The organism is Psychrobium sp. nBUS_13 (assembly GCF_051201665.1).
Classification (GTDB): domain Bacteria; phylum Pseudomonadota; class Gammaproteobacteria; order Enterobacterales; family Psychrobiaceae; genus Psychrobium.
The window spans coordinates 551420-576384 of the sequence record NZ_CP179210.1; the positions used below are offsets into that span (position 1 = coordinate 551420).

The 24965-nt window shown below is 40.4% G+C and carries 24 protein-coding genes; 14 read left to right on the forward strand and 10 right to left on the reverse strand.

Annotated elements, in window-relative coordinates; genetic code table 11:
• The first annotated feature begins 63 nt into the window (after nt 1-63).
• Genes ACMAZF_RS02520 through mtnP form a run of 5 tightly spaced genes read left to right on the forward strand, consistent with a single transcriptional unit; the run spans nt 64 to nt 4089 of the window.
• Complete coding sequence (locus ACMAZF_RS02520; protein ID WP_435275922.1) at nt 64-801, forward strand: TIGR04282 family arsenosugar biosynthesis glycosyltransferase; 738 nt, start codon at nt 64-66, stop codon at nt 799-801.
• The gene (locus tag ACMAZF_RS02525) at nt 794-1870 is read left to right on the forward strand and encodes a methyltransferase domain-containing protein (protein WP_435275923.1); all 1077 of its coding nucleotides are present in this window, start codon (nt 794-796) and stop codon (nt 1868-1870) included. Before ACMAZF_RS02520 ends, ACMAZF_RS02525 begins: the two co-directional genes overlap by 8 nt.
• Complete coding sequence (locus ACMAZF_RS02530) at nt 1870-2802, forward strand: radical SAM protein (RefSeq protein ID WP_435275924.1); 933 nt, start codon at nt 1870-1872, stop codon at nt 2800-2802. Before ACMAZF_RS02525 ends, ACMAZF_RS02530 begins: the two co-directional genes overlap by 1 nt.
• Nucleotides 2803-2809: 7 nt before the next feature.
• On the forward strand, nt 2810-3247 hold the full coding sequence (locus ACMAZF_RS02535) for an arsenate reductase ArsC (protein ID WP_435275925.1): 438 nt from the start codon (nt 2810-2812) through the stop codon (nt 3245-3247).
• Nucleotides 3241-4089: an S-methyl-5'-thioadenosine phosphorylase gene (gene mtnP, locus ACMAZF_RS02540; protein ID WP_435275926.1), complete on the forward strand. Its 849-nt coding sequence runs from the start codon at nt 3241-3243 to the stop codon at nt 4087-4089. Before ACMAZF_RS02535 ends, mtnP begins: the two co-directional genes overlap by 7 nt.
• On the opposite strand, the gene ACMAZF_RS02545 is transcribed toward mtnP, so the two are convergent.
• The 3 genes from ACMAZF_RS02545 to ACMAZF_RS02555 form a co-directional block, all read right to left on the reverse strand.
• Nucleotides 4053-5105: a GGDEF domain-containing protein gene (locus ACMAZF_RS02545; RefSeq protein WP_435275927.1), complete on the reverse strand. Its 1053-nt coding sequence runs from the start codon at nt 5103-5105 to the stop codon at nt 4053-4055. The two genes, mtnP and ACMAZF_RS02545, sit on opposite strands and share 37 nt — an antisense overlap.
• Nucleotides 5106-5253: 148 nt before the next feature.
• Nucleotides 5254-6660 carry a phosphomannomutase CpsG gene (locus ACMAZF_RS02550; RefSeq protein ID WP_435275928.1) on the reverse strand — a complete coding sequence of 469 codons (1407 nt, stop codon included), beginning with the start codon at nt 6658-6660 and terminating at the stop codon, nt 5254-5256.
• A gap of 2 nt (nt 6661-6662) precedes the next feature.
• The gene (locus ACMAZF_RS02555) at nt 6663-8066 is read right to left on the reverse strand and encodes a mannose-1-phosphate guanylyltransferase/mannose-6-phosphate isomerase (RefSeq protein WP_435275929.1); all 1404 of its coding nucleotides are present in this window, start codon (nt 8064-8066) and stop codon (nt 6663-6665) included.
• Between the two features lie 165 nt (nt 8067-8231).
• Here ACMAZF_RS02555 and ACMAZF_RS02560 point away from each other — a divergent pair, with 165 nt between their 5' ends.
• Nucleotides 8232-8951, forward strand: a complete 720-nt coding sequence (locus tag ACMAZF_RS02560) for a hypothetical protein (protein ID WP_435275930.1) — start codon at nt 8232-8234, stop codon at nt 8949-8951.
• A gap of 48 nt (nt 8952-8999) precedes the next feature.
• Here the strand turns inward: ACMAZF_RS02560 and ACMAZF_RS02565 are convergent, their stop codons facing one another.
• The 3 genes from ACMAZF_RS02565 to ACMAZF_RS02575 all read right to left on the reverse strand — a co-directional run bounded on the left by ACMAZF_RS02565 (nt 9000) and on the right by ACMAZF_RS02575 (nt 14484).
• Entirely contained in the window at nt 9000-10331 is a 1332-nt protein-coding gene (locus ACMAZF_RS02565) for an aspartate aminotransferase family protein (RefSeq protein ID WP_435275931.1), read from the reverse strand.
• A gap of 623 nt (nt 10332-10954) precedes the next feature.
• Nucleotides 10955-12496, reverse strand: a complete 1542-nt coding sequence (locus tag ACMAZF_RS02570; RefSeq protein WP_435275932.1) for an amidase — start codon at nt 12494-12496, stop codon at nt 10955-10957.
• Between the two features lie 110 nt (nt 12497-12606).
• Nucleotides 12607-14484: an MFS transporter gene (locus ACMAZF_RS02575; protein ID WP_435275933.1), complete on the reverse strand. Its 1878-nt coding sequence runs from the start codon at nt 14482-14484 to the stop codon at nt 12607-12609.
• Nucleotides 14485-14637: 153 nt separating this feature from the next.
• On the opposite strand from ACMAZF_RS02575, the gene tnpA reads away from it, so the two are divergent.
• The 3 genes from tnpA (at nt 14638) to tnpC (ending at nt 16921) form a co-directional block, all read left to right on the forward strand.
• Nucleotides 14638-14949, forward strand: a complete 312-nt coding sequence (tnpA, locus tag ACMAZF_RS02580; protein WP_435275934.1) for an IS66 family insertion sequence element accessory protein TnpA — start codon at nt 14638-14640, stop codon at nt 14947-14949.
• On the forward strand, nt 14933-15283 hold the full coding sequence (gene tnpB, locus ACMAZF_RS02585; RefSeq protein WP_435275935.1) for an IS66 family insertion sequence element accessory protein TnpB: 351 nt from the start codon (nt 14933-14935) through the stop codon (nt 15281-15283). Before tnpA ends, tnpB begins: the two co-directional genes overlap by 17 nt.
• Nucleotides 15284-15376: 93 nt before the next feature.
• Nucleotides 15377-16921, forward strand: a complete 1545-nt coding sequence (gene tnpC / locus ACMAZF_RS02590; RefSeq protein ID WP_435275936.1) for an IS66 family transposase — start codon at nt 15377-15379, stop codon at nt 16919-16921.
• A gap of 387 nt (nt 16922-17308) precedes the next feature.
• Here the strand turns inward: tnpC and ACMAZF_RS02595 are convergent, their stop codons facing one another.
• From ACMAZF_RS02595 to ACMAZF_RS02605, 3 genes are read right to left on the reverse strand one after another with little or no spacing between them, the layout of a single operon-like run.
• Nucleotides 17309-17758 (reverse strand): hypothetical protein, encoded by a 450-nt coding sequence (locus ACMAZF_RS02595; protein ID WP_435275937.1) that lies wholly within the window; start codon nt 17756-17758, stop codon nt 17309-17311.
• Nucleotide 17759: 1 nt separating this feature from the next.
• Nucleotides 17760-17957, reverse strand: a complete 198-nt coding sequence (locus ACMAZF_RS02600) for a hypothetical protein (protein ID WP_435275938.1) — start codon at nt 17955-17957, stop codon at nt 17760-17762.
• Nucleotides 17954-18229, reverse strand: a complete 276-nt coding sequence (locus ACMAZF_RS02605; protein WP_435275939.1) for a hypothetical protein — start codon at nt 18227-18229, stop codon at nt 17954-17956. The genes ACMAZF_RS02600 and ACMAZF_RS02605 overlap by 4 nt, the downstream gene beginning before the upstream one ends.
• Before the next feature lie 323 nt (nt 18230-18552).
• Here ACMAZF_RS02605 and ACMAZF_RS02610 point away from each other — a divergent pair, with 323 nt between their 5' ends.
• The gene (locus ACMAZF_RS02610) at nt 18553-19323 is read left to right on the forward strand and encodes a hypothetical protein (RefSeq protein WP_435275940.1); all 771 of its coding nucleotides are present in this window, start codon (nt 18553-18555) and stop codon (nt 19321-19323) included.
• A gap of 2 nt (nt 19324-19325) precedes the next feature.
• On the opposite strand, the gene soxR is transcribed toward ACMAZF_RS02610, so the two are convergent.
• Complete coding sequence (gene soxR / locus ACMAZF_RS02615) at nt 19326-19772, reverse strand: redox-sensitive transcriptional activator SoxR (RefSeq protein WP_435275941.1); 447 nt, start codon at nt 19770-19772, stop codon at nt 19326-19328.
• Nucleotides 19773-19858: 86 nt separating this feature from the next.
• On the opposite strand from soxR, the gene ACMAZF_RS02620 reads away from it, so the two are divergent.
• From ACMAZF_RS02620 to ACMAZF_RS02635, 4 genes are read left to right on the forward strand one after another with little or no spacing between them, the layout of a single operon-like run.
• Nucleotides 19859-20968, forward strand: a complete 1110-nt coding sequence (locus tag ACMAZF_RS02620; RefSeq protein WP_435275942.1) for an efflux RND transporter periplasmic adaptor subunit — start codon at nt 19859-19861, stop codon at nt 20966-20968.
• Entirely contained in the window at nt 20965-24069 is a 3105-nt protein-coding gene (locus tag ACMAZF_RS02625) for an efflux RND transporter permease subunit (RefSeq protein ID WP_435275943.1), read from the forward strand. Before ACMAZF_RS02620 ends, ACMAZF_RS02625 begins: the two co-directional genes overlap by 4 nt.
• 13 nt (nt 24070-24082) lie before the next feature.
• On the forward strand, nt 24083-24601 hold the full coding sequence (locus ACMAZF_RS02630; RefSeq protein WP_435275944.1) for a flavodoxin family protein: 519 nt from the start codon (nt 24083-24085) through the stop codon (nt 24599-24601).
• 60 nt (nt 24602-24661) lie between these two features.
• Entirely contained in the window at nt 24662-24964 is a 303-nt protein-coding gene (locus ACMAZF_RS02635) for a sigma factor (RefSeq protein WP_435275945.1), read from the forward strand.
• Nucleotide 24965 lies beyond the last annotated feature (1 nt).

Below are 24965 nucleotides of genomic sequence, written 5' to 3' on the forward strand. Positions count from 1 at the left end.
GCTGTTTTGGTCATCATTACATGGCCAGCGTTTTACTTAATTGTTATCTATTCGAGAGTGCTAATGCCTTATCAATTACAAACATCTGCTAATGACATCGTTGATCCTTACCAGTGGCCAACATTAGTGCTGTTTTGTAAACGACCTAAATTACATCAAGGCAAGCAACGCATTGCAGAAGCTATTTCGGCTGAAAAGACACTAATCGTAGCTCAAGCATTGCTAGACTGTGCGATTGAAGACAGTCATGCGTGGCGTGGGCCAGTCGTTATTGCTTGTAGTGATGAAAGTGACGTCGAATGGGCACAATCACTGAATGAAAGTGCGCAAGTTATGACGCAGCTTCCCTCTGGTATGTCAGGAAATTTAGGTCAACGGCTTAACTACGTAGATCATGTGTTGCGAGTGTTTGGTCACGAAAAGATTATTACCATAGGTACTGATGCTCCAATGTTAACGCCTTTGCATTTTTCTGAAGCAGCACGCGCTCTTAATAAATACGATATTGTCTTGAGTCACGCGGATGATGGCGGCGTTGTCATTATGGCCAATAAATCTCCTTGGCCTAATATTATCGATTTACCTTGGAGTACGGAAAACTTATCTCAGGCATTAGCTCAAGCCTGTGAGCGCAGTGAGCTAAACGTGCATTATATGATACCTGGCTATGATATAGATTATGTCGCAGATATTAAAAAACTGCTCAATTATTTAAAAAATGATCAGCGACCAGCACGAAAAAAATTACTAACAACCCTTAATCAATTATTTATTTCTTCAGGAGTTATCAACCATGCATAACGTAGTGAAAGACTATTACGGTAATGTACTTACAGGATCAGAAGATTTGCAAACTAACGCGTGTTGCACCGACGATGATTTATCGCCACGTGTAAAAAGCATTTTATCTAATATTCACGATGAAGTGATGGCTCGTTATTACGGCTGTGGTTTAGTGACACCTGAGCTATTAACCGGTTGTAATGTACTAGATTTAGGTTGTGGCGCTGGTCGTGATTGTTACGCCATTGCCCAAATGGTTGGCGAACAAGGCAGCGTTACTGGCGTTGATATGACCGACGAGCAATTGGCCGTTGCTGATAAACACGTAGAATTCCATCGCGAAAAGTTTGGCTATCAACAACCTAATACTCGCTTTTTAAAAGGCTATATTGAGAAGCTTGATGAGCTAAATATTAGCGACAACAGCATGGATGTGGTGATATCAAACTGTGTTATCAACCTTAGCCCAGACAAGCATGCGGTATTAAAAGAAGTTTTTCGTATTCTAAAAGCAGGCGGCGAAATCTATTTCTCAGACGTTTATGCCGATAAGCGAGTACCCGCTCATTTGAAAGATGACCCTCTACTTTATGGTGAATGCTTAAGTGGTGCCTTGTATTGGAATGACTTTGAAAACCTTGCTAAAGCAGTTGGATTTATTGAGCCACGCTTAGTGAGCAGCCGTGTTATTACTGTCGACAACGATGAGTTGGCTCAAAAACTTGGTGATATCCGTTTTACATCGGCAACTTACCGTCTATTTAAGGCGCAAGAACTAGAAACAAGCGCCCAAGATTATGGTCAACAGGTTACCTACCTTGGCACTATTGAAGAGCACGAATGCAAATGGCACTTTGATGAAAACACCGCCTTTTCGAAAGGACAGACTGTGTCAGTGAGTGGCAATACGTGGCGCACATTAAAGCAATCACGTTTTGCTAAGCATTTTGAGTTCTCAGGTAATTTTGACAAGCATCAAGGGTTATTTGATGTTAAACAACATGAGTTTGACTTTGAGATAACGAAGGCTGAACAATCAAGTGGTTGCTGTGCGCCAGCGCCAACGGCTAAATCGAGCTGCTGCTAATGACCACTGCGATCTCCAAAGCCGATGAACGTCAACATAATTGGGACTTTACACCCTTAGGTGACCCTCGTGGCTATATTGAGGCTCACTCACTTAAAGAGCTTTGGTTTCACACAGGAACCAAGTGTAATCTTGAGTGTGACTTTTGCTTAGAAGGCTCTAGTCCGTCAGATAAGCGCTTGTTAACGCCAAAGTTTGAAGAGGTTAAGCCCTTTATTGATGAAGCGTTGACCATCGGGGTCGAACAGTTTTCATTTACAGGGGGCGAACCTTTCTTAGCTAAAGATATCGTCAAGATATTAGATTATGCGTCGCAGTTTAGACCTTGTTTAGTACTAACTAATGGTACAGAACCCTTGGTAAAGCGTCTTGATGCATTATTAGAATTACAGGCAAAGAACCAGCATCCTGTGGCTTTTCGCGTCAGCATCGATTCACCTGATGAGCAAGCTCATGATGTTGGGCGCGGCAGCGGTAACTTTGCTAAAGCCTTTATTGGTATGCGATTGCTACACAATCATGGCTTTAATATCTCCCTCGCTCGTCATATGGCTGACGGCGAAGACCGCGAACAAGTTGAACAACAGTATCGTGATTTATTCTCTCTTAATGGGCTACCGAGTGACATGAACATGGTGGCATTTCCAGACTTTTTAGCGCCAGGCTCTATTGCTGATGTGCCACATATTACCACGGGCTGTATGACTAAATATCAAACACAGCAGCAGCGTGAAAATTACATGTGTGCTAACTCAAAGATGATCATTAAAAAAGATCATCAAATGCAAGTGTATGCCTGCACCTTGGTTGACGATGATGAAGATTACTTCTTGGCAACTGATTTGGCTAGTAGCATGAAAAAAACAATCAATTTGAAACATCACCGATGCTATAGCTGTTTTGCTATGGGTGCTAGTTGCAGCGAAATGTGAGGAAACAATGAAATCTATTTTATTTTTATGTACAGGTAATTCATGTCGTAGCCAAATGGCTCATGGCTTTGCCGAGTCATTGCTCAGTGAAGAGTTTACGAGTTACTCAGCAGGTATTGAGTCCCACGGTTTAAATCCATCGGCGGTGCAAGTCATGCAAGAAGTCGGTGTTGATATCAGCAATCATCAATCACAAACTCTGAATGAATTTGAGTCTCAAGAATTTGATTATGTGGTCGCTGTATGTGAGCATGCAGCGAGTAATTGCCCAACATTTCCCGCGAAAACGAGTGTGATTATGCATCAGTTTGATGATCCACCTAAATTAGCAAAAGAGGCTAACTCCGCTGAAGAGGCGTTAGGCTATTATCGACATGTTCGTGATGAAATTAAGCATTGGATCACGTCACTTCCAGCACAAATTAATAAGGAAAGTTTATGTTAGCAGTTATTGGCGGCACCGGCATTTACAGTATCGAAGGACTCAATGTTATTGAAGAACATGTAGTCGAAACGCCTTTTGGAAGCCCGTCAGCTGCAATTGTACGCGGTGCATATTTAGGTAAAGAAATCTTGTTTTTACCACGTCATGGCAATAATCACGGATTACTGCCATCAGAAGTCAATTACCGCGCTAATATTTGGGCATTAAAGTCCTTAGGTGTCAGTCAGATCATTGGATTGTCAGCCGTTGGTAGTTTACAGCAAGAAGTAAAACCTGGTGATCTTGCTATTGCTGATCAATATTTTGATTTTGTTAAATCACCACGTGAAAAAACATTCTTTGGCCATGGGTTAGTGGCTCATGTATCGACTGCAGAGCCAACTTGTCGTGCACTAGCCGATAAAATTAGTGATGCTGCAAGTGCTATTGATATCGCTGTTCATCGCAACAAAACTTATGCCTGCGTTGATGGGCCAAGGCTTGGCACTCGTGCAGAGAGTTTATTTCTCAAAAATGCCGTTCAGGCTGATTTAGTGGGAATGACTAATGTACCAGAAGTCTTTTTAGCCCGTGAAGCACAAATTTGTTATTGCACCATAGGTATTGCTACTGACTATGATTGTTGGCAAGACGATCCTGCGGAACATGTAACCGTTGAGCAAGTCATTAGCCGTTATGGTAAAAGCTTAGAGAAAGCCAAGTCGGTATTAGCAGCGTATATTAAAGGGCAAAACGCACAATGTAAAAGTGGTTGTAATCATGTACTCGCCAGCTCAGTTCTGACGCCAGTTGAAGCAATGGACGCTCAACAAAGTTCTTTATTTAACGTACTTTCAGCGTGATTACGGTCACAGCAAACTTGATTACGTCCTTGGCGTTTAGCGATATATAAACGTTTGTCAGCACAAGCCAGTAAAGCATCAAGGCTTGTGCCATCTTCACCATAGGTTGCTATTCCGGCACTGAAAGTAATGGTGATCACCTTGCCTTCGTGCACTAGCGGTGTATTGTTTAATTCGCCACGTAATTTATCAACAAAGTCACAACTCTGATCGATAGTGTCAGTGAGCTGCAACGTAAATTCCTCACCGCCTATTCTTGCCAACAAAGCATCTTGAGGCATTTGCTTTTGAATAAAACTCGCAACATGTCTTAGTGCCTCATCGCCAGCGCTATGGCCGTATTGGTCGTTTATTGTTTTAAAATGATCAAGGTCGATTAAAGCAACCGACATTGTGCTTTGCTTGTCCTGATTTTTTCTCTGCCACTGGCGATAACTTTCGTAAAGCTTCAATCGATTTGGCACGCCAGTTAGACTATCCGTACCTGCTAATTCGAGCAATCTCACCTCATTACTTTCACGATTCTTTTCGTAAACATGCGCAAAAGAAATCATTAATGCAGAGCTAAAAATAACGTTAAGTGACTCGGCTATATTTACCGATTCACCAATGGTTAAAAACTTAACATGGTAAATAATTAATGCGGTAATAAGGAACAAAATGGATACTAAAAAACCGGCGGTTTTACCTAACAATAAGTAGGAAACAATAGGGAAGGCAAGGATCCAAACAAACATTGATTTTGAGGTTTCAGGCAAATAGAGCGCGTACAAAATCAGTGTATAAAGGGGGATGAGAAAAGCAATAACCCAGCGTTGAAAATTGTCTGTTTTAGAGATGATCCTCCACAGCGCAATGGCATAAATACTATAAGCTAACTCTAGAAAGGCGAGGAAATAAACTTCACGAAACACATTGATAGTAAAGAAGCTAATACCACCTAAGCAGATAATAAATAACAACGCACGCATAACCTCGCGCCGATGTTGAATATTCTGAACTAATTGTGGTGTCATGTTAAACCTTCCGTGTCTTGCTAGTGGTTATGGTAGCAATCCTAGCTCTAAACTAATTATTATTATTTCCCAATAAAATACAGCAATTCGAGGTTTACTTCTTGATGCTTTAGTATTGAATTGTGTGTTTTTTAGTTAATTTCTCCTATTATAGTTCAGGAGAGCTGCGCAGCAAGCTTAGTATTAGTTGGGTTTTATCATGCATCAGCGCTTTATTTTCTTGAGCTTCAACGTTAAGCCTTACCACAGGTTCGGTGTTTGAACATCGCAAATTGAATCGCCAACGTGTATTTTTTTCATCAAATTCCATCGATAAACCGTCGGTGTAATCCACAGTTTTTGACGTGGCGATAAAGTGCTTTTCTACGGCATTAATCACTAACGTAGGATTTGCTATTCGTAAATTTATTTCGCCAGATACTGGATAGCGTTGTTGTCGACCAGCAACAACTTGTGACAGTGAGCGTTGCTGTTTTGATAATAACTCGATGATTAACAGCCAAGGAATCATGCCTGAGTCACAATAGAAGAAATCTCTAAAATAATGATGAGCAGACATTTCACCACCGTAAATGGCGTCTTCATGTCGCATACGTTCTTTGATGAAGGCGTGGCCTGTTTGGCATTGAATAGCTTGCCCGTCAGATTCTTTAACGAGCTCAATAGTGTTCCATGTTAAGCGAGGATCATGGATTATTTTTGAGCCTTTTTCTTTTTCAAGAAATGCTTGAGCGAGCAGCCCTACAATATAATACCCTTCAATCAATTCGCCGTTCTCATCAAATAAAAAACAGCGATCAAAATCACCATCCCATGCAATACCTAAGTCAGCCTTATGTTTTATCACCGCAATTCGTGTTGACACTCGGTTTTCAATAAGCAATGGATTTGGTATGCCATGTGGGAAATTTGAATCTGGATGATGATGAACTTTGATAAATTCTACAGGAAGATTCGATGCTTTAAAGCATGCTTCTATTGCGTCTATGACATGACCTGCCGCGCCATTGCCAGCATTAACAACTATTTTTAACGGTTTGATATTTGAAAGGGTAATATACCCCATTAAATGTGCGATATACTCATTTAAATTAGACTGACGTTGATACTCTCCTCGCGAAACTGGCAAAGAGTCCGATCGCCAAGGTTGTGTTTCTACTAACTTTTCAATGTCATTAAGGCCACTAGTACGAGATATTGGTTTGCTATTTTTTCCCACCAACTTCATGCCGTTGTAATCAATGGGATTGTGAGAGGCAGTAACAACGATTCCGCCATCCATATTGAGATTAGATGTCGCAAAATAAATTTCTTCAGTACCTACAAGTCCTAAATCAAAAACATTAACACCGCTATCTTGTAACCCGTTAGCGAGAGCTGCAGTCAATGATGGACTTGTTGCACGAGCGTCACCACCAACAACTACTGATTTAGCGGCCGTAACCAAACCAAATGCACGGCCGATTCGATACGCAATATCATCATTAATATCATCATTAATTTCATCACCTAAACGGCCACGAATGTCGTAGGTCTTAAAGCAAGCCATAGTCATGATTAATCACGCCCATATTTATCATCGAAACGCACTATGTCGTCTTCACCTAAATAGCCACCTGATTGCACTTCAATCAGTTCTAAATCTACCATGCCGGGATTTTCTAACGAGTGAACACTGCCAACAGGAATATAAGTCGATTGATTTTCAGTTAAAAAGACTGCTTCTTTATCTTTAATCACCTTTGCGGTGCCAGCAACAACTATCCAATGCTCAGCCCTATGATGATGCATTTGAGTCGATAGACGTGCACCAGGCTTCACTGTGATGCGTTTGACCTTAAAGCGTTGACCATTATCAAGGGAGTCATACTTCCCCCACGGTCGATAGACTTCCCTATGCTCAGACACTTCGCTACGCTTTTCGGTTTTTAGGACGTTAACGATGTCTTTGACTTGCTGAACCTCTGATTTGTCAGCAACTAGAATGGCGTCTTTAGTTTCAACAATAACAACATTGTCTAAACCAACTGTTGTCACTAATTTGTCTTGGGCATTGATGTAACTATTGGTGGTACCGACACTGATGGTATCGCCATGGCTGACATTGCCATTATCGTCTTTGTCTTCTATTTCCCATAGTGCTGACCAACTACCAATATCACTCCAACTAGCATCCATAGGGACAACCATCGCATGCGAAGTTTTTTCCATCACCGCGTAATCAATCGAGTCGTCTGGACATAACTCAAATGCTGTTTTATCAATTCTAATAAAATCTAAATCGCTGGTGGTATTGTTCATGGCACTTTGACAAGCATTGTAAATGTCCGGGCGGTGCTGTTTTAATTCTTTTAAGAATACACTTGCCTTAAACATAAACATGCCACTATTCCAAAAATAATTTCCTTGATTCAAATAATCTTGCGCCGTTGCCAAATCAGGTTTTTCAACAAATTGCTCTACTTGTGCAAAGAGCGTATTAGATTCGCTAGCTTTGATATAACCATAGCCAGTTTCAGGGGTTGTCGGTTTTATGCCAAAGGTAACTAGTTTATTGTGTGAAGCGAGCTGCTGCGCTTGTTGCACTGCATCAATAAACGCTTGAGTATTTTGAATCACATGATCGGCAGCAAGCACTAAGAGAAGTGGATCTTGCTCTTGATTAATCGCATTAAATGCCGCTAAAGCAATTGCAGGCGCAGTGTTACGTCCAACTGGCTCTAGTAAGATCTGACCATGCTTAAGTTGTGCACTGCGTAGTTGTTCTGCAACGACGAATCGATGTTCTTCGTTGCAGATTATGAGTGGTGGTTGATGGTCTATACCGTCTAATCGTGCAACAGTGCTTTGTAACATGGTGCTATCACCATGCAAATTCAAAAACTGTTTCGGAAACAACTGGCGTGATAAAGGCCATAATCGTGAGCCACTTCCGCCCGCCATAATCACAGGTAAAATCATCTTATTTTTCTCAAATTAAACTCGTTATGGCAACAGACCGTGGATATTAGAAATATCTTACCATTGATCTCATATCGGAGGCAGCTAAGCTTATAAATGATTAATTTAAAAAATTAGAGTAGTATTTTATCTCTATAGAACATGGAATTTTTAAAAGGAGTTAATATGAAATTGGTTGTAAGGTTAGGACTTTATTTGCTGTGCTTTGTTTTGGGCTATGTGAGCCATCTATTCATTACAGAGAGAGACAGTGAGCACAGCAAAGGTGCTATTGAGGTTCCTATATCAGCGAAAGGACAATTTGGAACTAGCGAATTTATTGCAAATTCTAGCGATGATAGTGACAAGTTGAGAATGTTAAGCGAGGAAAATGCGAGGTTAAGGCATTTATTAAATCAGCGCCCAAATATTGCTAATTTCCCTAAAGAATTAAGTAAAGAACGTTCTCCATCAGCTGAAAATATTCGATTATCGGATGAAACAATAAAATCAATTTTTCCAAAACATTACGTTGATTTAATTAATAAATCAGAACAGGATGGAGCGCTAGTAGGCTATTTAAATCAATACTTAAATGAAGATATTGATTATGGTTGGGCTCCTGAAAGTGAACAATATATTCAAGATTACGTTCAGTTAAGCCCAGATACAGAGAAGGTAACAGATGTTTTAGTGACGTGTAAAACTAGCATTTGCCAAATAACATTCGACAATGATGATTGGCAAATATCAGGAGACTTAATGAAAGGCTTACTAGAAAAAGCTGACTCTCCTTTTAAAGGGATGCAAATTAGTACTGCAAACCATAATGAAAAGTTTATTAACTTGGTAATGATATCAACAACTGGCTCTAGTCGAGGATTTGAATTTCATTCTTCTCATTAACGAAAAAAGCTTGGCAGTTGCCAAGCTTTTTTGTGCAACAACGAAGAGTTACGCGTTGTGATTGGCAATGGCGTCGCTCATTGATTTGTCAGCTACTTGCTCAAGCCATGCTAAGTCCATGTCTTTGTGAGCTTCACAAATGAACCAAGGTTCGCGTGAATCAGGTTCTAACATCACGCCATTATCAATTAAGTTCATCGCGAATTCTGTGTAGAGATCACTATTAGTTTGTTTCCAATCACGGTAGTTTTGCGGTACTTCGCTACCAAAATGAACACCAAACATTGAATCAGGACCAGCAAAGCGGTGCTCAACACCGTGTTTGGTAAATACACGAGAAAGTAACGTTTGAATTTCAGCGCCAACTTTATCAACATTTGCTAGAGCATCAGTTTCTTTTAGTACGGTTAATGTTGCTTTAGCTGCGCTTAATGCAACCATGTTAGCCGTGTAAGTACCGCCATGAGTAACACCATTTGCAGCAAATGAAATCGTGTCCATAACATCGCTACGGCCACCGAATGCAGCGACAGGGTAACCATTGCCCATGGCTTTAGCGTAAGTCGTTAAATCGGCGTGAATACCGTATAATTCTTGGGCGCCGCCTTTCGCAACACGGAATCCTGTTTTCACTTCATCTAGAATAAGCAGCGAGCCGTTGGCGTCACAGATATCGCGAAGCTTTTGCATATATTCTTGAGTAGATGCGATAGAGCCACAGTTACCCATGATTGGCTCGATAAGAATGGCTGCAATATCATCGCCATGTGCAGTGAAAACAGCATCTAATGCGTCGAAGTTGTTTAATGGAACGCTAACTTGGTGATCTTTCGTGCTTTTAGGAATACCAGCACCAAATGGAATAATGGTCGGATCTTGCTCGTTTTTTGTATCCCAGTTATCAACATCTGATTTCCACATCACTTCATCATGTAAACCGTGGAACCCACCTTCAACAACAACAATTTTATTGCGCTGAGTAAAACCACGTGCAGTACGCACGGCGCCAATAACTGCTTCTGTACCTGAATTGGCAAAGCGCATTTTTTCAATGTTAGGACACATAGATTTAATCAATTCAACAACATCTGAGTCTAACCCTGTTGAGAAACCAGAAATCGTACCAACGTTAGTGATTGCATTAATCACTTCACGATCAATACGTTCGTCGCGGTAACCCAAGATAATAGGGCCGTAAGCTAAACGAAAATCGGTAAATGTTTGCTCATCACAATCTGTGATATTGCAGCCTTTCATGCGACTTAAAAAGACTGTGTTGTCTTCGCCCCAGTAGCGATAGCTGTCGGCAACGCCCATAGGCATATTTTGATGAGCACGCGTTAGCATGGCTGTGCTGTTAGGTTTTTGTGGTTTAGTCATGATGTTCTCGATTAAACGCTTTAATAAAGCTATGGGTTTATGAAGCTGAATAGTCAACTTGCAAAATCAATTAGGTAAATTCAAGTGTCTATTTTAGTTTAAAACATAAACAGCACTATATTTTGGTGGGCGATCTTAATGGGTTGTGTTTAAACTATCAATAGGTAACCTGAACTCGGCATAAGCAATATCACACAACAACGCTATTTTATACCAATTGCATTAAATATTTGCCCACTTGTACTTGTTAAAATTAACTAAAATGGCGTTGCTCTCAATCCTAATAGCCAGCTATTAGTCAATCGAGCGCCTTGTTTTAGCTGATTTTCTCTACGCACAACAAGATCACTTACTTAATGCAATTAATGGTATTAGCCGTTCTCTGCGTTATTTTTATTACCAATAACCCGTTATTGGGTACATCAAAATGCCTTGATAACCACTAAACTATCGTTATTGTGCCTCATCAAATATTCATCGTATTAATGTAAGTTACGTATGATATTCATTACCCCGAGCTCAGGTTAGGTAAAACTCATGATGAGATATTGCGCTTATTTATGAGCAGTAAATAATGTTTAAACCGTGGTGTAAATGCCATCACAACACGGTTTTTATTGAAGTTATTTAAACATTGGTGCCTTGCGATAGTTAGTCGCTTGTTCAAAAGCATAAGCTGACTCAATTAGTGTACCTTCTGATAGAAACGCACCAAAGAATGAGATGCCAACGGGCATGCCGTTAACTTGCCCCATGGGAACAGTAATATGTGGATAACCTGAGATCGCCGCTGGACTGCTTGCCGAACCTGCGTAATTATCCCCATTCTCCCAATCAATATCCCAAGCAGGCTGATTTGTTGGTGCAATGAGTACATCCAGATTATGTTTATTTAATACGTAGTCTATGCCGTCTTGTCCCATCATTCGTTTGGCCTCACTGAGCGCAGTCAGGTACTTTTCATCTGTAATTGACGGCATGTCTTGGGCATACTCAAATAACTCTTGACCAAAATGAGGCATTTCTTCGGTCTTGTGCTTTTTATTGAAGGCTATTAACTTTTCTAATGTAAGGTTTGTTTTTGTATTGAGTAAGTACTTATTAATTTCATCTTTAAATTCAGTTAATAATATAGTGAATTCGTGCTCTCCGGCTTTTTTTAAATTTGGAATGGTAACATTGTTAACAATAGTTGCTCCTTGCTGTTTTAGTATCGTTAAATTTTCTTCAAATTTAGTATCTAATGCTTTGTCATAGCCCATTAAATTACGCACGACGCCGATTCTCTTTCCTTTCAAGCCGTTTGTTTTTAGGTGTTTGAGTAAATCGCCATCATACGTTACGGGAGCAGGGTCTTTCTTGTCGTAACTTTGCAAGGCGCTAAGTAAAATCACGGCATCAGTTACGGTTCGTGCCATAGGTCCAGCTGTATCTTGGCTGTGTGCAATAGGAATAATGCCATGGCGACTAACGGTACCAAGACTAGGTTTTATTCCCACTATACCAGTCAACGCTGAAGGGCAGACAATTGAACCATCAGTCTCAGTACCAACGGCTAACATTGAAAAATTGCTGCTTACCGCTGCACCAGAGCCAGCGCTCGAGCCACAGGTAGACTTAGTCGTATTGTATGGGTTTTTAGTTTGTCCCCATAGTCCGCTCCATCCACTTGATGATTTTAAACCTCGAAAATTTGCCCATTCACTTAAGTTAGCTTTGCCGAGAATAATAGCGCCGGCATCTCGTAGTTTTTTAACAATATGAGCATCTTGAGTAGGAAAATTATCTTTTAATGCGATAGAGCCGGCTGTATTAGGCATGCCATCAGCGGTATCGATATTATCTTTTAGTACAACGGGAATACCGTGCAATGGGCCTCGAATATTGCCTTTAAGGCGCTCGTCGTCGAGTTGTTTTGCAATCGTTAACGCTTGTTTATTGACTTGCGGCACTGAGTTGATTTTAGGGCCGTTTTGGTCGTACTTTTCTATTTGTTTTAGGTAATGTTTAACAAGTTCGACACTAGTCAGTTCGCCCTTATTTAATAATTTATTTGCTTGGTGGATTGTTAATTCATGCAGTTGTTTTGACTGAGTCTTTGCTGAGGCAACATTTGTTACTAATGCAAAAGTTATTAGCGATATTATATTTATTGTACGCCACATCTTTCTTTATCCGGTGAGTATGAGTAGCGATTACTAAATCATATTTATTGAGTGAGTGCTAATTAAAAATACAATTAACACTCACTACGCAATTAACACTCACTACGCAATTAACTATGTGTCGTAATTATGCTTTGTACTTTGGTTTGCAAAGTATTCGCACTAGCATCTTGAGCTGCAATTGGCTCTTTTACGATAAGGCCAACACGAGACCAAAAGCGACGTGGTTTAGTGGTGAACGCATGACCGTCTTTGTGGCTAAAGAAAGAGCCCCATAAGCCTGTTAATGCCATCGGAACAACAGGCACTGGATTGTTCTTTAATATTTTCTCGATGCCGCCTTTAAATTCATTTAACTGTCCATCTTTAGTTATTTTTCCTTCTGGGAAGATGCACACAAGTTCACCTTTATTAAGCTCGTGTTGGATTTGCTCGAATGCTTTGTTGTAGGTATCAATATCTTGTTTAGGCGAACAAATAGGGATGGTTTTAGCCCACTTAAAGACGTATTTCATGATTGGCATGTTAGCAATACTTTTGTCCATGACAAAACGCACAGGACGTCGAGAGCTACCAGCAATTAAGAGTGCATCGACAAAGCTAACATGATTACATACCAACACTGCGGCACCTTCGTCAGGAATGTTGTTAATGCCCTGATGTTTAACGCGATACATGGTGTGACTAATAATCCAAATGATGAAGCGCAACACGAACTCAGTCACTTGTGAGTAGATATAGCCTGCGACAATTAAGTTTGCGATACCTAACACAAGAAAGTATTGAGCAATAGATAGCTCGAGTACCGATAAAAGAACGATAGCTAATATGGCACTTAGCACCATAAATAATGCATTGAGCACATTGTTTGCAGCAATGATTTGAGCACGGCATTTGTCGTCACCACGGGTTTGAATAAGAGCATTTAGCGGCACGACATAGATGCCGCTAAACACCGCGAGTAGCAATAAATCCGCTAATAAACGGTAGTTTTGCGGATGACTAATAAATTCCATCGCCGTCATGTTTTCAATGACCATGACCGACTGCGCCGCAAAGTATATGTCGATGCCAAAGGTACTCATGCCAATAGAACCGATAGGGATAATTCCAAGCTCGATTGTATGGCCAGATAAGCGCTCGCATAAAATAGAACCTAAACCAACACCAAAAGAAAACACCACTAATAAAAGCGTGACTAATTGTGTGTTTCCACCGAGGTTATTAATAGCAAAAGCAGGAAATTGAGTGAGGTAACCAGCGCCTAAAAACCAAAACCAGCTAATGGCTAAAATAGACAAAAACAGTGGGCGTTCTTTTTTGATGTTGCCAATCGTGTGTTTGATGCTGGTAAATGGGTTGTAATTGACTTTAAGTTCAGGGTTATTCGCTGGCGCATTGGGAATTGAACGACTTGCGACGTAGCCGATAAAAGCAAAACCGATAACAGCAACGGCGATAATAATGAGTGCTTGTTCAAACTCAAACAAAACACCCGCCAAAATAGTACCGCCAAGAATAGCTAAAAATGTGCCCATTTCAATCAGCCCATTACCACCCACCAACTCACTTTTATCAAGGTGTTGCGGCAGTAATGAAAACTTAACGGGACCAAAGAAAGCGGATTGGGTCCCCATTAAAAACAGGACTACTAACATTAAATTAGTTTGCTGCCACATCAGTGCTAAGGCGCCAATGACCATGATGGCAATTTCGGCAAGTTTGATGATGCGTATTAATTTGGACTTTTCATATTTATCGGCAATTTGGCCACCAATGGCTGAAAATAGGAAAAACGGAAGAATAAATAATCCGGCAGCGATATTGGTTAATAAGCCTGATTGTTGAGCGTCAACGGCAAAGAGTGCAATAAACAATAGCAGTGTATTTTTGTAGAGATTGTCGTTAAAGGCACCTAATGCTTGGGTGACGAAATAAGGCAGAAACCGACGCTGCGAAAATAATGAAAACTGACCCTGAGATGACATATTTAACTTTCCGTTGATTAAAAACAGTGGCGCTAAGTATTAACTAATAATCGAATAATTAATAGCTTAGTAGTGTAAGCGTCTCGCCAAAGACACATACCTTTCATATGTTAACTTGAATAGAGTATCTCCAATTTTATTAAGGAGATTAACATGAGTAAACATCGAAGCCTCGAACAATGGCAAGACATCATTAATCTGCACCAATCCAGTGGCTTGAGCGTTAGTGATTTTTGCCACGACAATAACATTTCAACCACAGCCTTTTATGCAACTAAGAAGAAGTTAACTGAGGAAACATCAAGCTTTGTGAAAGCCTGCGTCACTCAACCGTCAAAAATTAATACAGAGATAGCTCCTATTGTTCTTACTGTAGGCCTCGCCAAGGTGTGCTTACCACAATCAACATCGCCAATGTACTTGGCACAGCTGCTTAAGGGGTTGCATCATGAAGATGTTTGTTAATCCAAGCGCTGTCTATCTGTATCGCGATGTAATCGATTTTCGAAAGTCCATCGATGGCCTTATTGCTATTGTAGAGCAAGAGCTTAAATACGATGCCTACACCGGCGCACTGTTCTTATTCTCTAATAAAGCCAAAGATAAATTGAAATTAGTCTATTGGGATAAAACGGGCTTTGCCCTGTGGTATAAACGCCTTGAAAAACACAAATTCAAATGGCCAAGTCAACTTGATAGCGAGGATGTTGTGTTAACAGAGCAACAACTCACTTGGCTATTGTCTGGTTACGATGTCCTTGGTCATCAAGAATTACATTATCAGTCCGATCTGGGATAGCGCAATACACAAGTCAACGATCGTTGACACGATCAGATTTTCTATTTGAGCTGAACAGTCACAATGGCGCTATAACATTGCTACACTGACGGCATGAAATTTGATGTCAACTCATTGCCCAACGACCCAGAACAACTCAAGAGCATGCTGCTTGAGTTGCAGTACGTTGTGCAAAAGCAAAATAAAGAGTTAGCGCAGCAAAAGTCTCTCTATCAAGAACTACTTGATGCGTATAACGCCAAACTTGCCAAAGAATACGGCAAAAAGTCAGAGAAAATGCCAGGGGCTGGTGAAGTATTTAACGAAGTAGAAGCTCAATTGGATGACATAGAAACGCTGTCTGACACAGAAAAAGCGCTCCTCATCGCCAATGATGAACCACACACCGAAAAAGCAAAACCCAAGCGCACACCATTACCCGAGGCCTTACCTCGCAAAGAGGTGGTGGTTGATTTACACGACGACGCTAAAGTCTGTAGTCACTGTCAAAGTGCGTTACATAAAATGGGTGAAGCAGAAAGTGAAACGCTCGAATTTGTACCTGCTCATATCAAGGTTATTAAAACCGTTCGTCCAAAGTACGCATGCAGAGCGTGTGAAAAAGAGGGCATACAAAGCGATATCCAGATAGCGCCTATGCCGTCAACCCCCATCCCTAAAAGTATTGCTACGCCAAGTTTACTCAGTCAAATCATTACCTGTAAGTATCAGTTTGGCTTACCGTTGTATCGACAAGAAACGTGGTTTGGCGATATCGGCATAACGATTAATCGTAAAACCATGTCAAGTTGGATGGTTCGTTGTAGCGAACTGCTTGAACCGTTGTATGACACACTAAAAATACAGTTACTCCAACAACCTGCGATTCATGCGGATGAAACACCGCTCAAGGTTATCAAAGCTAACAAAGCGACCAGCTATATGTGGTTATATTGTTGCGGTGATGACAAACCTGAAGGTAAGACAAACATCGTCTTATTTGATTATCACAACAGTCGTGCAGGACAATGCGCCATTGATTTTCTCGATGATTACTCAGGTTACATGCACGTTGATGGCTACAAAGGTTATGAAAAAACCAGCGCCACTTTAGTGGCTTGTCTTGCTCATATCCGTCGCAAGTTCATTGAAGCAAAAGGCAACAACAAGACAACCGGTAAAGCCGACGTAGCGCTTAACTTCATTGGTAAACTCTATGGTATAGAGCAATCGATTAAAGGGATGAAGGACGATGAAAAATACAAGGCTCGCCAACAACAAGCCAAACCCATTGTCGAAGAGTTTTATCACTGGCTTGTAGAGCACAAAGAAAAACTGTCTCCGCAAAGGCCGCTGTCAAAAGCCATTACCTATGCACTGAATCAGTATGAAAAATTCAAACGCTACCTTGATGATGGTAAGTTAAGTATTGATAACAATCGTGCAGAACGAGCCATAAAACCGTTTGTGATTGGACGCAAGGCTTGGTTGTTTTCCCATACCCCAAGAGGTGCGAAAGCCAGCGCCATTCTCTATAGTTTGGTGGAAACCGCTAAGGCTAACGGCCTTGTCGTACATGACTATATATCCCACTGTTTAGAGCAGATTGCTGAAAATCCTGATGCTCTTGAATCACTAATGCCTTGGAATTTTAAATAGCTAGGTGTCGTTGCCTAGACGCTTACTTAGTAGTGATTTCAATAGTTGAGTTTAATAAAGTCGCGTTATGTGAAACTAGTGGTATTAACAAGGCGTTTATTGAAGTGATGTCTACAAGGAATACCGCTGCAAGAAATTAAAACCTCCCAAGTCACATTAGCGAATCAAAAGTGCATAACGGTTTGTGATTGGAATTAGCTATTAAATGAATGGTGTGATTGGTTAAAGCAACTGTTTGAACGATTAATCGATCTTAAAAATAAATAACAGTATCGACTGCGGCTGCTTTTCCATGGAGAACATCGATAAAGGTGCGCTAGTGAACATGAACTTGGGGCACATTTAGCACCTAAAAACTGTTAGTAAGTTTTCCTAAATAAAATAACTTCATAAATTGTTTACCGACTGTTTCTCGTAAAAGATAACATGTTTGAAGTTGAATGTATTACTAGGTTCGGTTTCTAAATTGTCAGAAAAATAAAATTTGTATAACCCCGTATTTTGAAATATATGTTCTGTAACTTTAATGCCATTTTTCCATCTAGTGCCTTGCATATCTTTGAGTTTCACATTGATGGTCTTGCTGCTCATAAATTTTTTTTGAGGCATAAATGAGATTATGTCTTCTATTTGTTGTACTACAAACCATTGACCATTCGGCGCTTCAATAGCTAAGTTTTTTGGTCGTTTCAAAGGCAACTGTATAGAGAGTTTTCCATGATGTAATTGACTTGTATCGAAAATAAAAAAATCAGCATCATGATTTGCTGTCGAACGCTGACTTGAACAACCGAGTAGCGCTATGACATATAGAGAAGCAACAAATAATTTGATCATATTATTTCTTAAACTGCACATGAAAGTGTGGGGGAACTGATTCTAAGATTACAGAAAAAGCGATGCCTTTTGCAGCTTTTCTAAAGTTTTCCTTGTCCTCTTTAGACATGTCTCGACTTCGAATATCGACGGCTCCCTTTTTTAAATGTTTGGAAATAAACTTATTATTTTTTACCTGTTCATCAAGCTTATCTTTCATAGCTGAAATAATTTCTTGTTTAGAGTTTTTCCTGCTTCATATACAGATAAGATCTCTTTGGCAGATGTTTGATCTTTATATACAGTTAGCTTATCACCGCCCGAAGTTTTACCGTACATTGCAGAAGCTTGGCTTTGTGTCGTACGTGTACCACTGGTTATTACAATATCTTTATTCGAAAGTTTAAAGTACTTATCAGCTATTTTTTTGACTTTATTTTCAACGTCTGAGTCTAACAAGACTCCTAATTTCAACGCATAATGTTTACTCATGATTTAATCCTTAAGAGGTTACAGCTCATTACGAACGCTTCACTGCTCAAACTTGGTCGTAGTCAATGACTATAGTTGACTCTTTGATTTTTTCCAATGAATCGGCCTATTCACCCGAGGCTGACATCAGATAATAGTTTTAATAGGTGTTCCTATTTTTAAAGCATCACGCGAAGAAGTATAGAAATGGCGTTTGACACTTAGGTGGCATCAAAATAACATTACAGTGACGAGGAAATGTACGAAATATGGCAAAGATGATTTGCTGTCACATTTTAATCTATTAACTATACTTTGGTTTTCTATCTGAATAGGTCACTGTAATGAAAAGGATTGTTTTACTAGTATCAATATTGTTGGGATCTGGTGTTGCGTATTTTGTGCTTTTAGCTCAAAACAAAGATTCATCTGCGCTGTCTTCTCAATTTAACACGAAACCCTCTGCCACTAAGGCGACTGCTGAAGTAAATGCCCAAATTGGAAATGATGTACCTAAACATGTTGTCAATCAGAATGAAAGCTCGTTAGATATTGATGAAATGCATAGTGTTCAAGTTGCCCATACGCACAAGAGTGTTAATGGATTTACGCTAATTGGCACGGCTGTGCTCAATACAGAGCACTATCTTGAAATTATGGAAAAACTCGCAGCTACAAAGGCTAATTTTCCTTATCTTAGCTCTCACTATTGGGTGGAATATTGGGGCGAGGATGAAGATGGCAGGATATTATTTAAACTCTACGATTTAATGGGGTTTAGCGATACTCAAACCGAAAAATCTGAACTGGCTTTCCAATACAAATTAGATAATCTCTATGGTTCAGAGAATTATGGAGATAGCAGTCCTGAAAACGAATCTACAGTGTTAAATGCACTAAATGACTTGGGGATTGAAAGTGCACTTTCTTTATCTTGCGCTCGTTTTCGCTGCATGTACTCCATTGAATGGCAAGATAGCTATGATTTTAGCATTGAAAAGATAGAGCATGGTATTGCTGAAAAAATTCAAACCGAAAAAACTGATTGCGCGATAAGCAGATTCAACGGCTTTTCAGATCGCCAATACATTACCATTACTTGTAAAGATAAATGAAGTCAGACATCATCCGGTGCAAAGTGAGGCCCTGGTCCTTTCTCTGCCAGCCAATCTTTTGAGTTAACTAGGCGGCAACTCTCCATCGATAAACAGCCACAACCGATACAGGTATCGATGTTATTTTTAAGGTCGGTTAATTGAGCAATGCGCTGCTCTAATTGATTGCGCCATTCATTCGATAGACGATTCCAATCTTTTACGGTAATGCGTTTTTTGTTGGGTAGAGTTGCTAATGCTGCTTTAATTTCTTGTAGTTGTATTCCTGACTTTTGCGCGATTCTAATAACAGAAATAATACGTAGGACATCACGATTAAAACGTCGATGGTTACTTTTATCACGAAATGATGTGATGAGCTCTTTGGCTTCATAAAAATGGATAGTTGATACTGCGACACCAGCACGCTTGGCCACTTCACCGACTGATAACTCTTCTTTTATTGGCATGATCAAATTTCCTGAAATTTGTTATTTACCTCAAGTATAGTTGAGGGGCTAGTATGCCTGCAAATTTTTGTGAAAGGTAGGTAACTATGAAGCATTTTTCTTGGGTTTTTACCCTAATATTCATTGTGTTGAGTCTAACAGGGATATTTTATTTAAAGCAGTCTGTATCGGCGAAACCGGCGCAGGATGAGTATGAACCAGCGGCAACTATTCAGGCAACACATGTTAAATTCAGTGATTTTCAACCGAGTCACACGGTACTTGGGGAAAGCGTCGCGATTAACCAAGTGATGCTTAAAAATGAACGTGCAGGCAAAATTGTTTATTTGAATCTTGATCCAAGTAACGTTGTAAAACAAGGTCAAACCTTGGTGCGAATTGATGACAGCGAAGAGCAAGCACAATTAAAGTCAGCGAAAGCGACCGCCATTTTAAAACAACAAACGCTCAGTCGTATTCAATCGCTTTACAAAGACAAGCGTATTAGCCAAGAGAAATTAGACATTGCTAGTGCAGAGCTTGCTATTGCTCAGGCTGATGTCGGTATTATCGAATCAAACATCACCAAGAAAACCATTAAAGCCCCTTTTGATGCTTACGTTGGGTTACATAATCTAGCCATAGGGCAAACACTTGCTCAAGATGATGATATCACTCAACTAATAGGGGTTAACGACAATATCTGGGTTGATTTTAACGTGCCACAAGTCTATCCGATGTTAGATAAAAACAGCACGGTGAATGTGTCATTACCTCAACAAGTTAAAGGTGTTACTGCGACAATTATTTCAAGCGCGCCGACGTTACGTGGTCAAAGCCGACAAGTTCACTATCGCGCTGAATTGAGCTTGGATAAGTTGGCCATCAAACCACAATTTTTAGTCAACGTTACCTTGCCTGTAGCTCAAAATGAATCGGCGATTATTGTACCAAACTTAGCCATCACTCGTGATCAGCTAGGGGAATATGTGTTTGTGGTTAACGAAGAAGCAAGTGATAGTTTCCGGGTAACCCGTCGCCAAGTGCAATTAGGTGATCGCTTAACCCAAGGTGTTGTAATTGACTCCGGTCTTGAGCAGGGGGAGCGTATTGCTACTATTGGTGCATTTAAATTGCGTGAAGGGCTCAAAGTATTTATTGAACCAACGCCAATGGATGAAATTGTTGAGCTGAGTGAAAACGGCGGTATTCGATGATTAATCAGTTAAAGGGCAACGTTATGGATGCTTTTGTAAAGCGTCCCATTTTATCTATCGTTATTTCATTGTTTATTTGTTTAGCGGGTTTGTGGGCTGTTAAAAGTATTTCTGTCTTGCAATTTCCGATGATTAAAAGTGCATCGTTAACCATCAATACGGCGTATACCGGTGCGTCGGCGGAAGTAATAAAAGGTTTTGTTACCGATCCTATTGAGCGTATCGCAGCAACAGTGCCCAGCGTAGAATATGTTGATTCGTCAACGACTTCAGGTCAAAGCACAGTCACTGCGTGGCTAAAGCTTAATGAAGATACCACTGCAGCTTTGGCTGAGCTAAACACGCGTCTTAGCCAGATTAAATTTGAATTACCACCAGGTGCAGAAGATCCTGCGGTATCGGTAACACGTACCGATAGACCCAATGCTGTTTTCTACCTAAACGTAGAAGCAAAAGGGGCGAGCTTATCGCAGTTAAGTGATTATCTAACACGTCAGGTTAATCCAATCATCAGTAACATTGGCGGCGTGCAAAAAGTGGGTATTGAAGGCGCGAGAACGCCAGCAATGCGTATATGGTTAGATGCTAATCGCATGAATATGCTGAATGTGAGTAGTGAAGAGGTTTATAACGCGCTGGCCAATAACAACAGCATTTCAACGTTAGGTTATGGCCAGAATGACACACAGCGCATCGATATTGTGGCTAACACACAGTTATCGACAGTCACTGAATTCGAGCAACTTATCGTTAAACACGACGACGAAGGTATCGTCTACGTTAAGGATATCGCTGATGTAAAACTTGGTGCCGAACAAGCAAGCAGTACCGCGAGATTTAATTTAAAAGATACTGTTTATATTTCTGTTTACCCACTGCCGGGAGCCAATGAAATTGAAATTGGTGATCGTCTGTACAAGGTGCTTGATGACATTAACGCGAAAGCGCCGAATGGCCTGCACATTAACATTGCTTACGATGGCACGCTTTACATGCGGGATGCATTGCAAGAGATCGTGTCCACATTGATTGAAACCGTTATCTTAGTTGGCATTGTTGTATTACTCATGATGGGATCGTTCAAAACAGCCTTGGTGCCGTTAGTGACTATTCCAATTTCAATTTTAGGGGCTATTGCCGCAATTTGGGTAATGGGCTTTACGTTAAACCTACTTACCGTGTTAGCTATCGTGTTGTCGGTTGGTTTAGTGGTTGATGATGCGATTGTGGTTGTTGAAAATGTGGCGCGTCACATGCGCGAGGGTATGCCAAGAATGCAGGCGGCATTGGTGAGCTCTCGCCAATTGTTAGTGCCAGTGATTTCAATGACGTTAACGCTTGCCATGGTTTACGCACCTATCGGATTTTTATCAGGATTGACGGGGGTATTGTTTAAAGAATTTGCCTTTACACTAGCTATTGCTGTGTTGCTCTCAGGCGTAGTCGCTATCACTCTATCGCCTATTATGAGTGCTTATGTTGCAGACGCTAAAGGCAAAGAAGGTCGCTTAACTCGACTAGTTAACGGATTATTTGCCAAGCTTCAGGTGCGTTATAGCAAACTCTTAAAACGCTCAATGGGTTATCAGGGGCAAATCATGTTAGTGGCGCTTGTCATTGGCTTACTCATTGTTCCTTTTTATCAACAGTCTGCCAAAGAGTTAGCACCGATTGAAGATCAAAGTAGTATTAACGTTGTGATGCAGTCACCGCCAGAGTCGTCACTGAAATACAATGAAACCAACATTAAACTTGTCGTAGAAAACTTACTAACCGTAGAAGGCGGTCAACAAATGTGGCAGGTTATCACTAGTGCTGGTGGTTTTGGTGGTTTGGAGTTTGTAAAAAGCGATCAGCGCGATTTTACGACTGCCGAAAAAATGCCTGAGATTTATGGCCGTTTGACGGGAGCTGCAAGCTTGAACAATTTACCTATTTTGCCATCTCCGCTACCGACTGCTGGTCAGTTTGATGTTGAAATGGTGGTGAAATCGAGTGCTAGTTATGAAGAGATGAAAGAATACGCCGATGCGTTAGTGTATGCCGCCTTTGGCAGTGGAAAATTCTTATACGCTGATACCGATTTAAAAATAGATTTACCGCAAATGTCTCTCAAACTTAATCGCCAGAAAATTGCTGACTTAGGCATGACGGTGCAAGATGTGAGTCGTCAGCTTAATATCTATCTATCGGCTAATTTTGTGAATCGTTTTGATGCTAATGGCAAAGCTTATCGCGTGATCCCAATGTTGGATAATGCGATTGCTAATGATCCTCAGCAATTGAAAACATTAACCATTAAAACACCGCAAGGCGAGCTAGTTAGTGTGAGTGATTTTGTTACTGTGACATGGAATACGGTGCCGCGAGCGTTGGGCTCTTTCGGTCAACAAAATTCGTTTAAGATTTATGGCGGTATTTTACCGGGCGTTACTAAAGAGCAAGCATTAGCGAGCTTAGAAGACGCGGCGGCGAGTATTTTACCCAGTTCATATCTTGTTGATTACGCGGGTGAGTCACGTGAAATTCGCAAAGAAGGTAATAGCTTGATGACGGTAATGGCTATTTCATTTGCCATTGTGTTTATGATTTTAGCCATTCAATTTAATAGCTTTAGAGATCCTTTAGTTATTTTATTTGGCTGTGTGCCATTGGCTCTATCTGGCGCTTTATTCTTACCATTTTTATCGTTAACAACGGTAAATATCTACTCACAGATTGGCTTGGTTACCTTGGTTGGATTGATTGCTAAAAATGGCATTCTTATTGTTGAGTTTGCTAATCACTTGCAGGAGCAAGGACAGGATAAACTCCAAGCGGTTATTGAGTCAGCTAGTACTCGCTTACGTCCTATTTTAATGACGACCTTAGCGACTGTTTTAGGTCATTTCCCGTTAGTACTGGTGTCTGGCGCTGGTGCAGAAGCCCGCAATAGTATCGGTATTATTTTAGTGTCAGGCATGATTATTGGTACGATTTTTACATTGTTTATATTGCCAGTATTTTACTTATGGTTCGCTAGTGATCATCGTCCGAAGCAAATTGCTGCTAATAATGAACAAGTTTCAACCACAAACGATGATGTGCTTAAAAGCGCTTAATTAAGGAGCAATAATGAAAGTCGCAGTAATATTAGGGACATCACGTGGTGATGGTAATACCCGTAAACTAGTTGATGAATTTTCGGTATTTAGTGATGCTAAGGTGTTTGATTTAGCAGATTACGATATGTCATTTTATGACTATGAACATCACAATAAGGGAGACGATTTTTTACCGTTAATGCGAGAGTTGGTGGCATTTGATCATATCGTTTATGCAACTCCGCTTTATTGGTATTCAATGTCAGCGCAGCTCAAAGTCTTTTTTGATCGCATCTCAGATTTACTGACAATTGAAAAAGATTTGGGACGTGAGTTTAAGGGAAAGTCTGCATCAATGTTGGCAACGGGTCATAATGAAAATTATCCTGATTGTTTTGTGAAGCCTATCGAGCTGACAACAGAGTATTTAAAGATGGAATTTAAAGGTATTGGTTATGCGTCAGTCCAGTCTGATAATGACTTGATGACGCTCAGCAAAGTGGCGATGCAATCTTTTGAAACGATAACGCGTGGCGAATTTGCCTACTAAACTATTTCGGTTAAGGTGGAAATAGTTTAGTCTTAATCCACCTTAACTGTATTGAGTTTAATGATGACGTTAGAAAACTTGTGGCAACAATATCAAACGGCATTGAAAGGTTTTTTACATGCAAAGGTCGTCAACAATCAAGATGTTGAAGACATTTTGCAGGAAGTACTGCTCAAAACGCACCAAAACCTCAGCTCAGTGCACGATCAAACAAGTATTAAGTCGTGGTTATTTCAAATTGCTAACAATACCATTATCGATTTTTATCGCCGTCGCCATGTTAAAAAGCGCCACGAAGAAAATGTCGAATGGTATGACAAACCATCAAAAGATCTTATTGATAGCTTTACGCCATGCCTTTAAC

Excerpts from the sequence above, each read along its gene's own strand:
- ACMAZF_RS02520 (WP_435275922.1), top strand. The coding sequence starts at position 64 with ATGCCTTATCAATTACAAACATCTGCTAATGACATCGTTGATCCTTAC.
- ACMAZF_RS02525 (WP_435275923.1), top strand. The coding sequence starts at position 794 with ATGCATAACGTAGTGAAAGACTATTACGGTAATGTACTTACAGGATCA.
- ACMAZF_RS02530 (WP_435275924.1), top strand. The coding sequence starts at position 1,870 with ATGACCACTGCGATCTCCAAAGCCGATGAACGTCAACATAATTGGGAC.
- ACMAZF_RS02535 (WP_435275925.1), top strand. The coding sequence starts at position 2,810 with ATGAAATCTATTTTATTTTTATGTACAGGTAATTCATGTCGTAGCCAA.
- mtnP (WP_435275926.1), top strand. The coding sequence starts at position 3,241 with ATGTTAGCAGTTATTGGCGGCACCGGCATTTACAGTATCGAAGGACTC.
- ACMAZF_RS02545 (WP_435275927.1), bottom strand. The coding sequence starts at position 5,105 with ATGACACCACAATTAGTTCAGAATATTCAACATCGGCGCGAGGTTATG.
- ACMAZF_RS02550 (WP_435275928.1), bottom strand. The coding sequence starts at position 6,660 with ATGACTATGGCTTGCTTTAAGACCTACGACATTCGTGGCCGTTTAGGT.
- ACMAZF_RS02555 (WP_435275929.1), bottom strand. The coding sequence starts at position 8,066 with ATGATTTTACCTGTGATTATGGCGGGCGGAAGTGGCTCACGATTATGG.
- ACMAZF_RS02560 (WP_435275930.1), top strand. The coding sequence starts at position 8,232 with ATGAAATTGGTTGTAAGGTTAGGACTTTATTTGCTGTGCTTTGTTTTG.
- ACMAZF_RS02565 (WP_435275931.1), bottom strand. The coding sequence starts at position 10,331 with ATGACTAAACCACAAAAACCTAACAGCACAGCCATGCTAACGCGTGCT.
- ACMAZF_RS02570 (WP_435275932.1), bottom strand. The coding sequence starts at position 12,496 with ATGTGGCGTACAATAAATATAATATCGCTAATAACTTTTGCATTAGTA.
- ACMAZF_RS02575 (WP_435275933.1), bottom strand. The coding sequence starts at position 14,484 with ATGTCATCTCAGGGTCAGTTTTCATTATTTTCGCAGCGTCGGTTTCTG.
- tnpA (WP_435275934.1), top strand. The coding sequence starts at position 14,638 with ATGAGTAAACATCGAAGCCTCGAACAATGGCAAGACATCATTAATCTG.
- tnpB (WP_435275935.1), top strand. The coding sequence starts at position 14,933 with ATGAAGATGTTTGTTAATCCAAGCGCTGTCTATCTGTATCGCGATGTA.
- tnpC (WP_435275936.1), top strand. The coding sequence starts at position 15,377 with ATGAAATTTGATGTCAACTCATTGCCCAACGACCCAGAACAACTCAAG.
- ACMAZF_RS02595 (WP_435275937.1), bottom strand. The coding sequence starts at position 17,758 with ATGATCAAATTATTTGTTGCTTCTCTATATGTCATAGCGCTACTCGGT.
- ACMAZF_RS02600 (WP_435275938.1), bottom strand. The coding sequence starts at position 17,957 with ATGAAAGATAAGCTTGATGAACAGGTAAAAAATAATAAGTTTATTTCC.
- ACMAZF_RS02605 (WP_435275939.1), bottom strand. The coding sequence starts at position 18,229 with ATGAGTAAACATTATGCGTTGAAATTAGGAGTCTTGTTAGACTCAGAC.
- ACMAZF_RS02610 (WP_435275940.1), top strand. The coding sequence starts at position 18,553 with ATGAAAAGGATTGTTTTACTAGTATCAATATTGTTGGGATCTGGTGTT.
- soxR (WP_435275941.1), bottom strand. The coding sequence starts at position 19,772 with ATGCCAATAAAAGAAGAGTTATCAGTCGGTGAAGTGGCCAAGCGTGCT.
- ACMAZF_RS02620 (WP_435275942.1), top strand. The coding sequence starts at position 19,859 with ATGAAGCATTTTTCTTGGGTTTTTACCCTAATATTCATTGTGTTGAGT.
- ACMAZF_RS02625 (WP_435275943.1), top strand. The coding sequence starts at position 20,965 with ATGATTAATCAGTTAAAGGGCAACGTTATGGATGCTTTTGTAAAGCGT.
- ACMAZF_RS02630 (WP_435275944.1), top strand. The coding sequence starts at position 24,083 with ATGAAAGTCGCAGTAATATTAGGGACATCACGTGGTGATGGTAATACC.
- ACMAZF_RS02635 (WP_435275945.1), top strand. The coding sequence starts at position 24,662 with ATGATGACGTTAGAAAACTTGTGGCAACAATATCAAACGGCATTGAAA.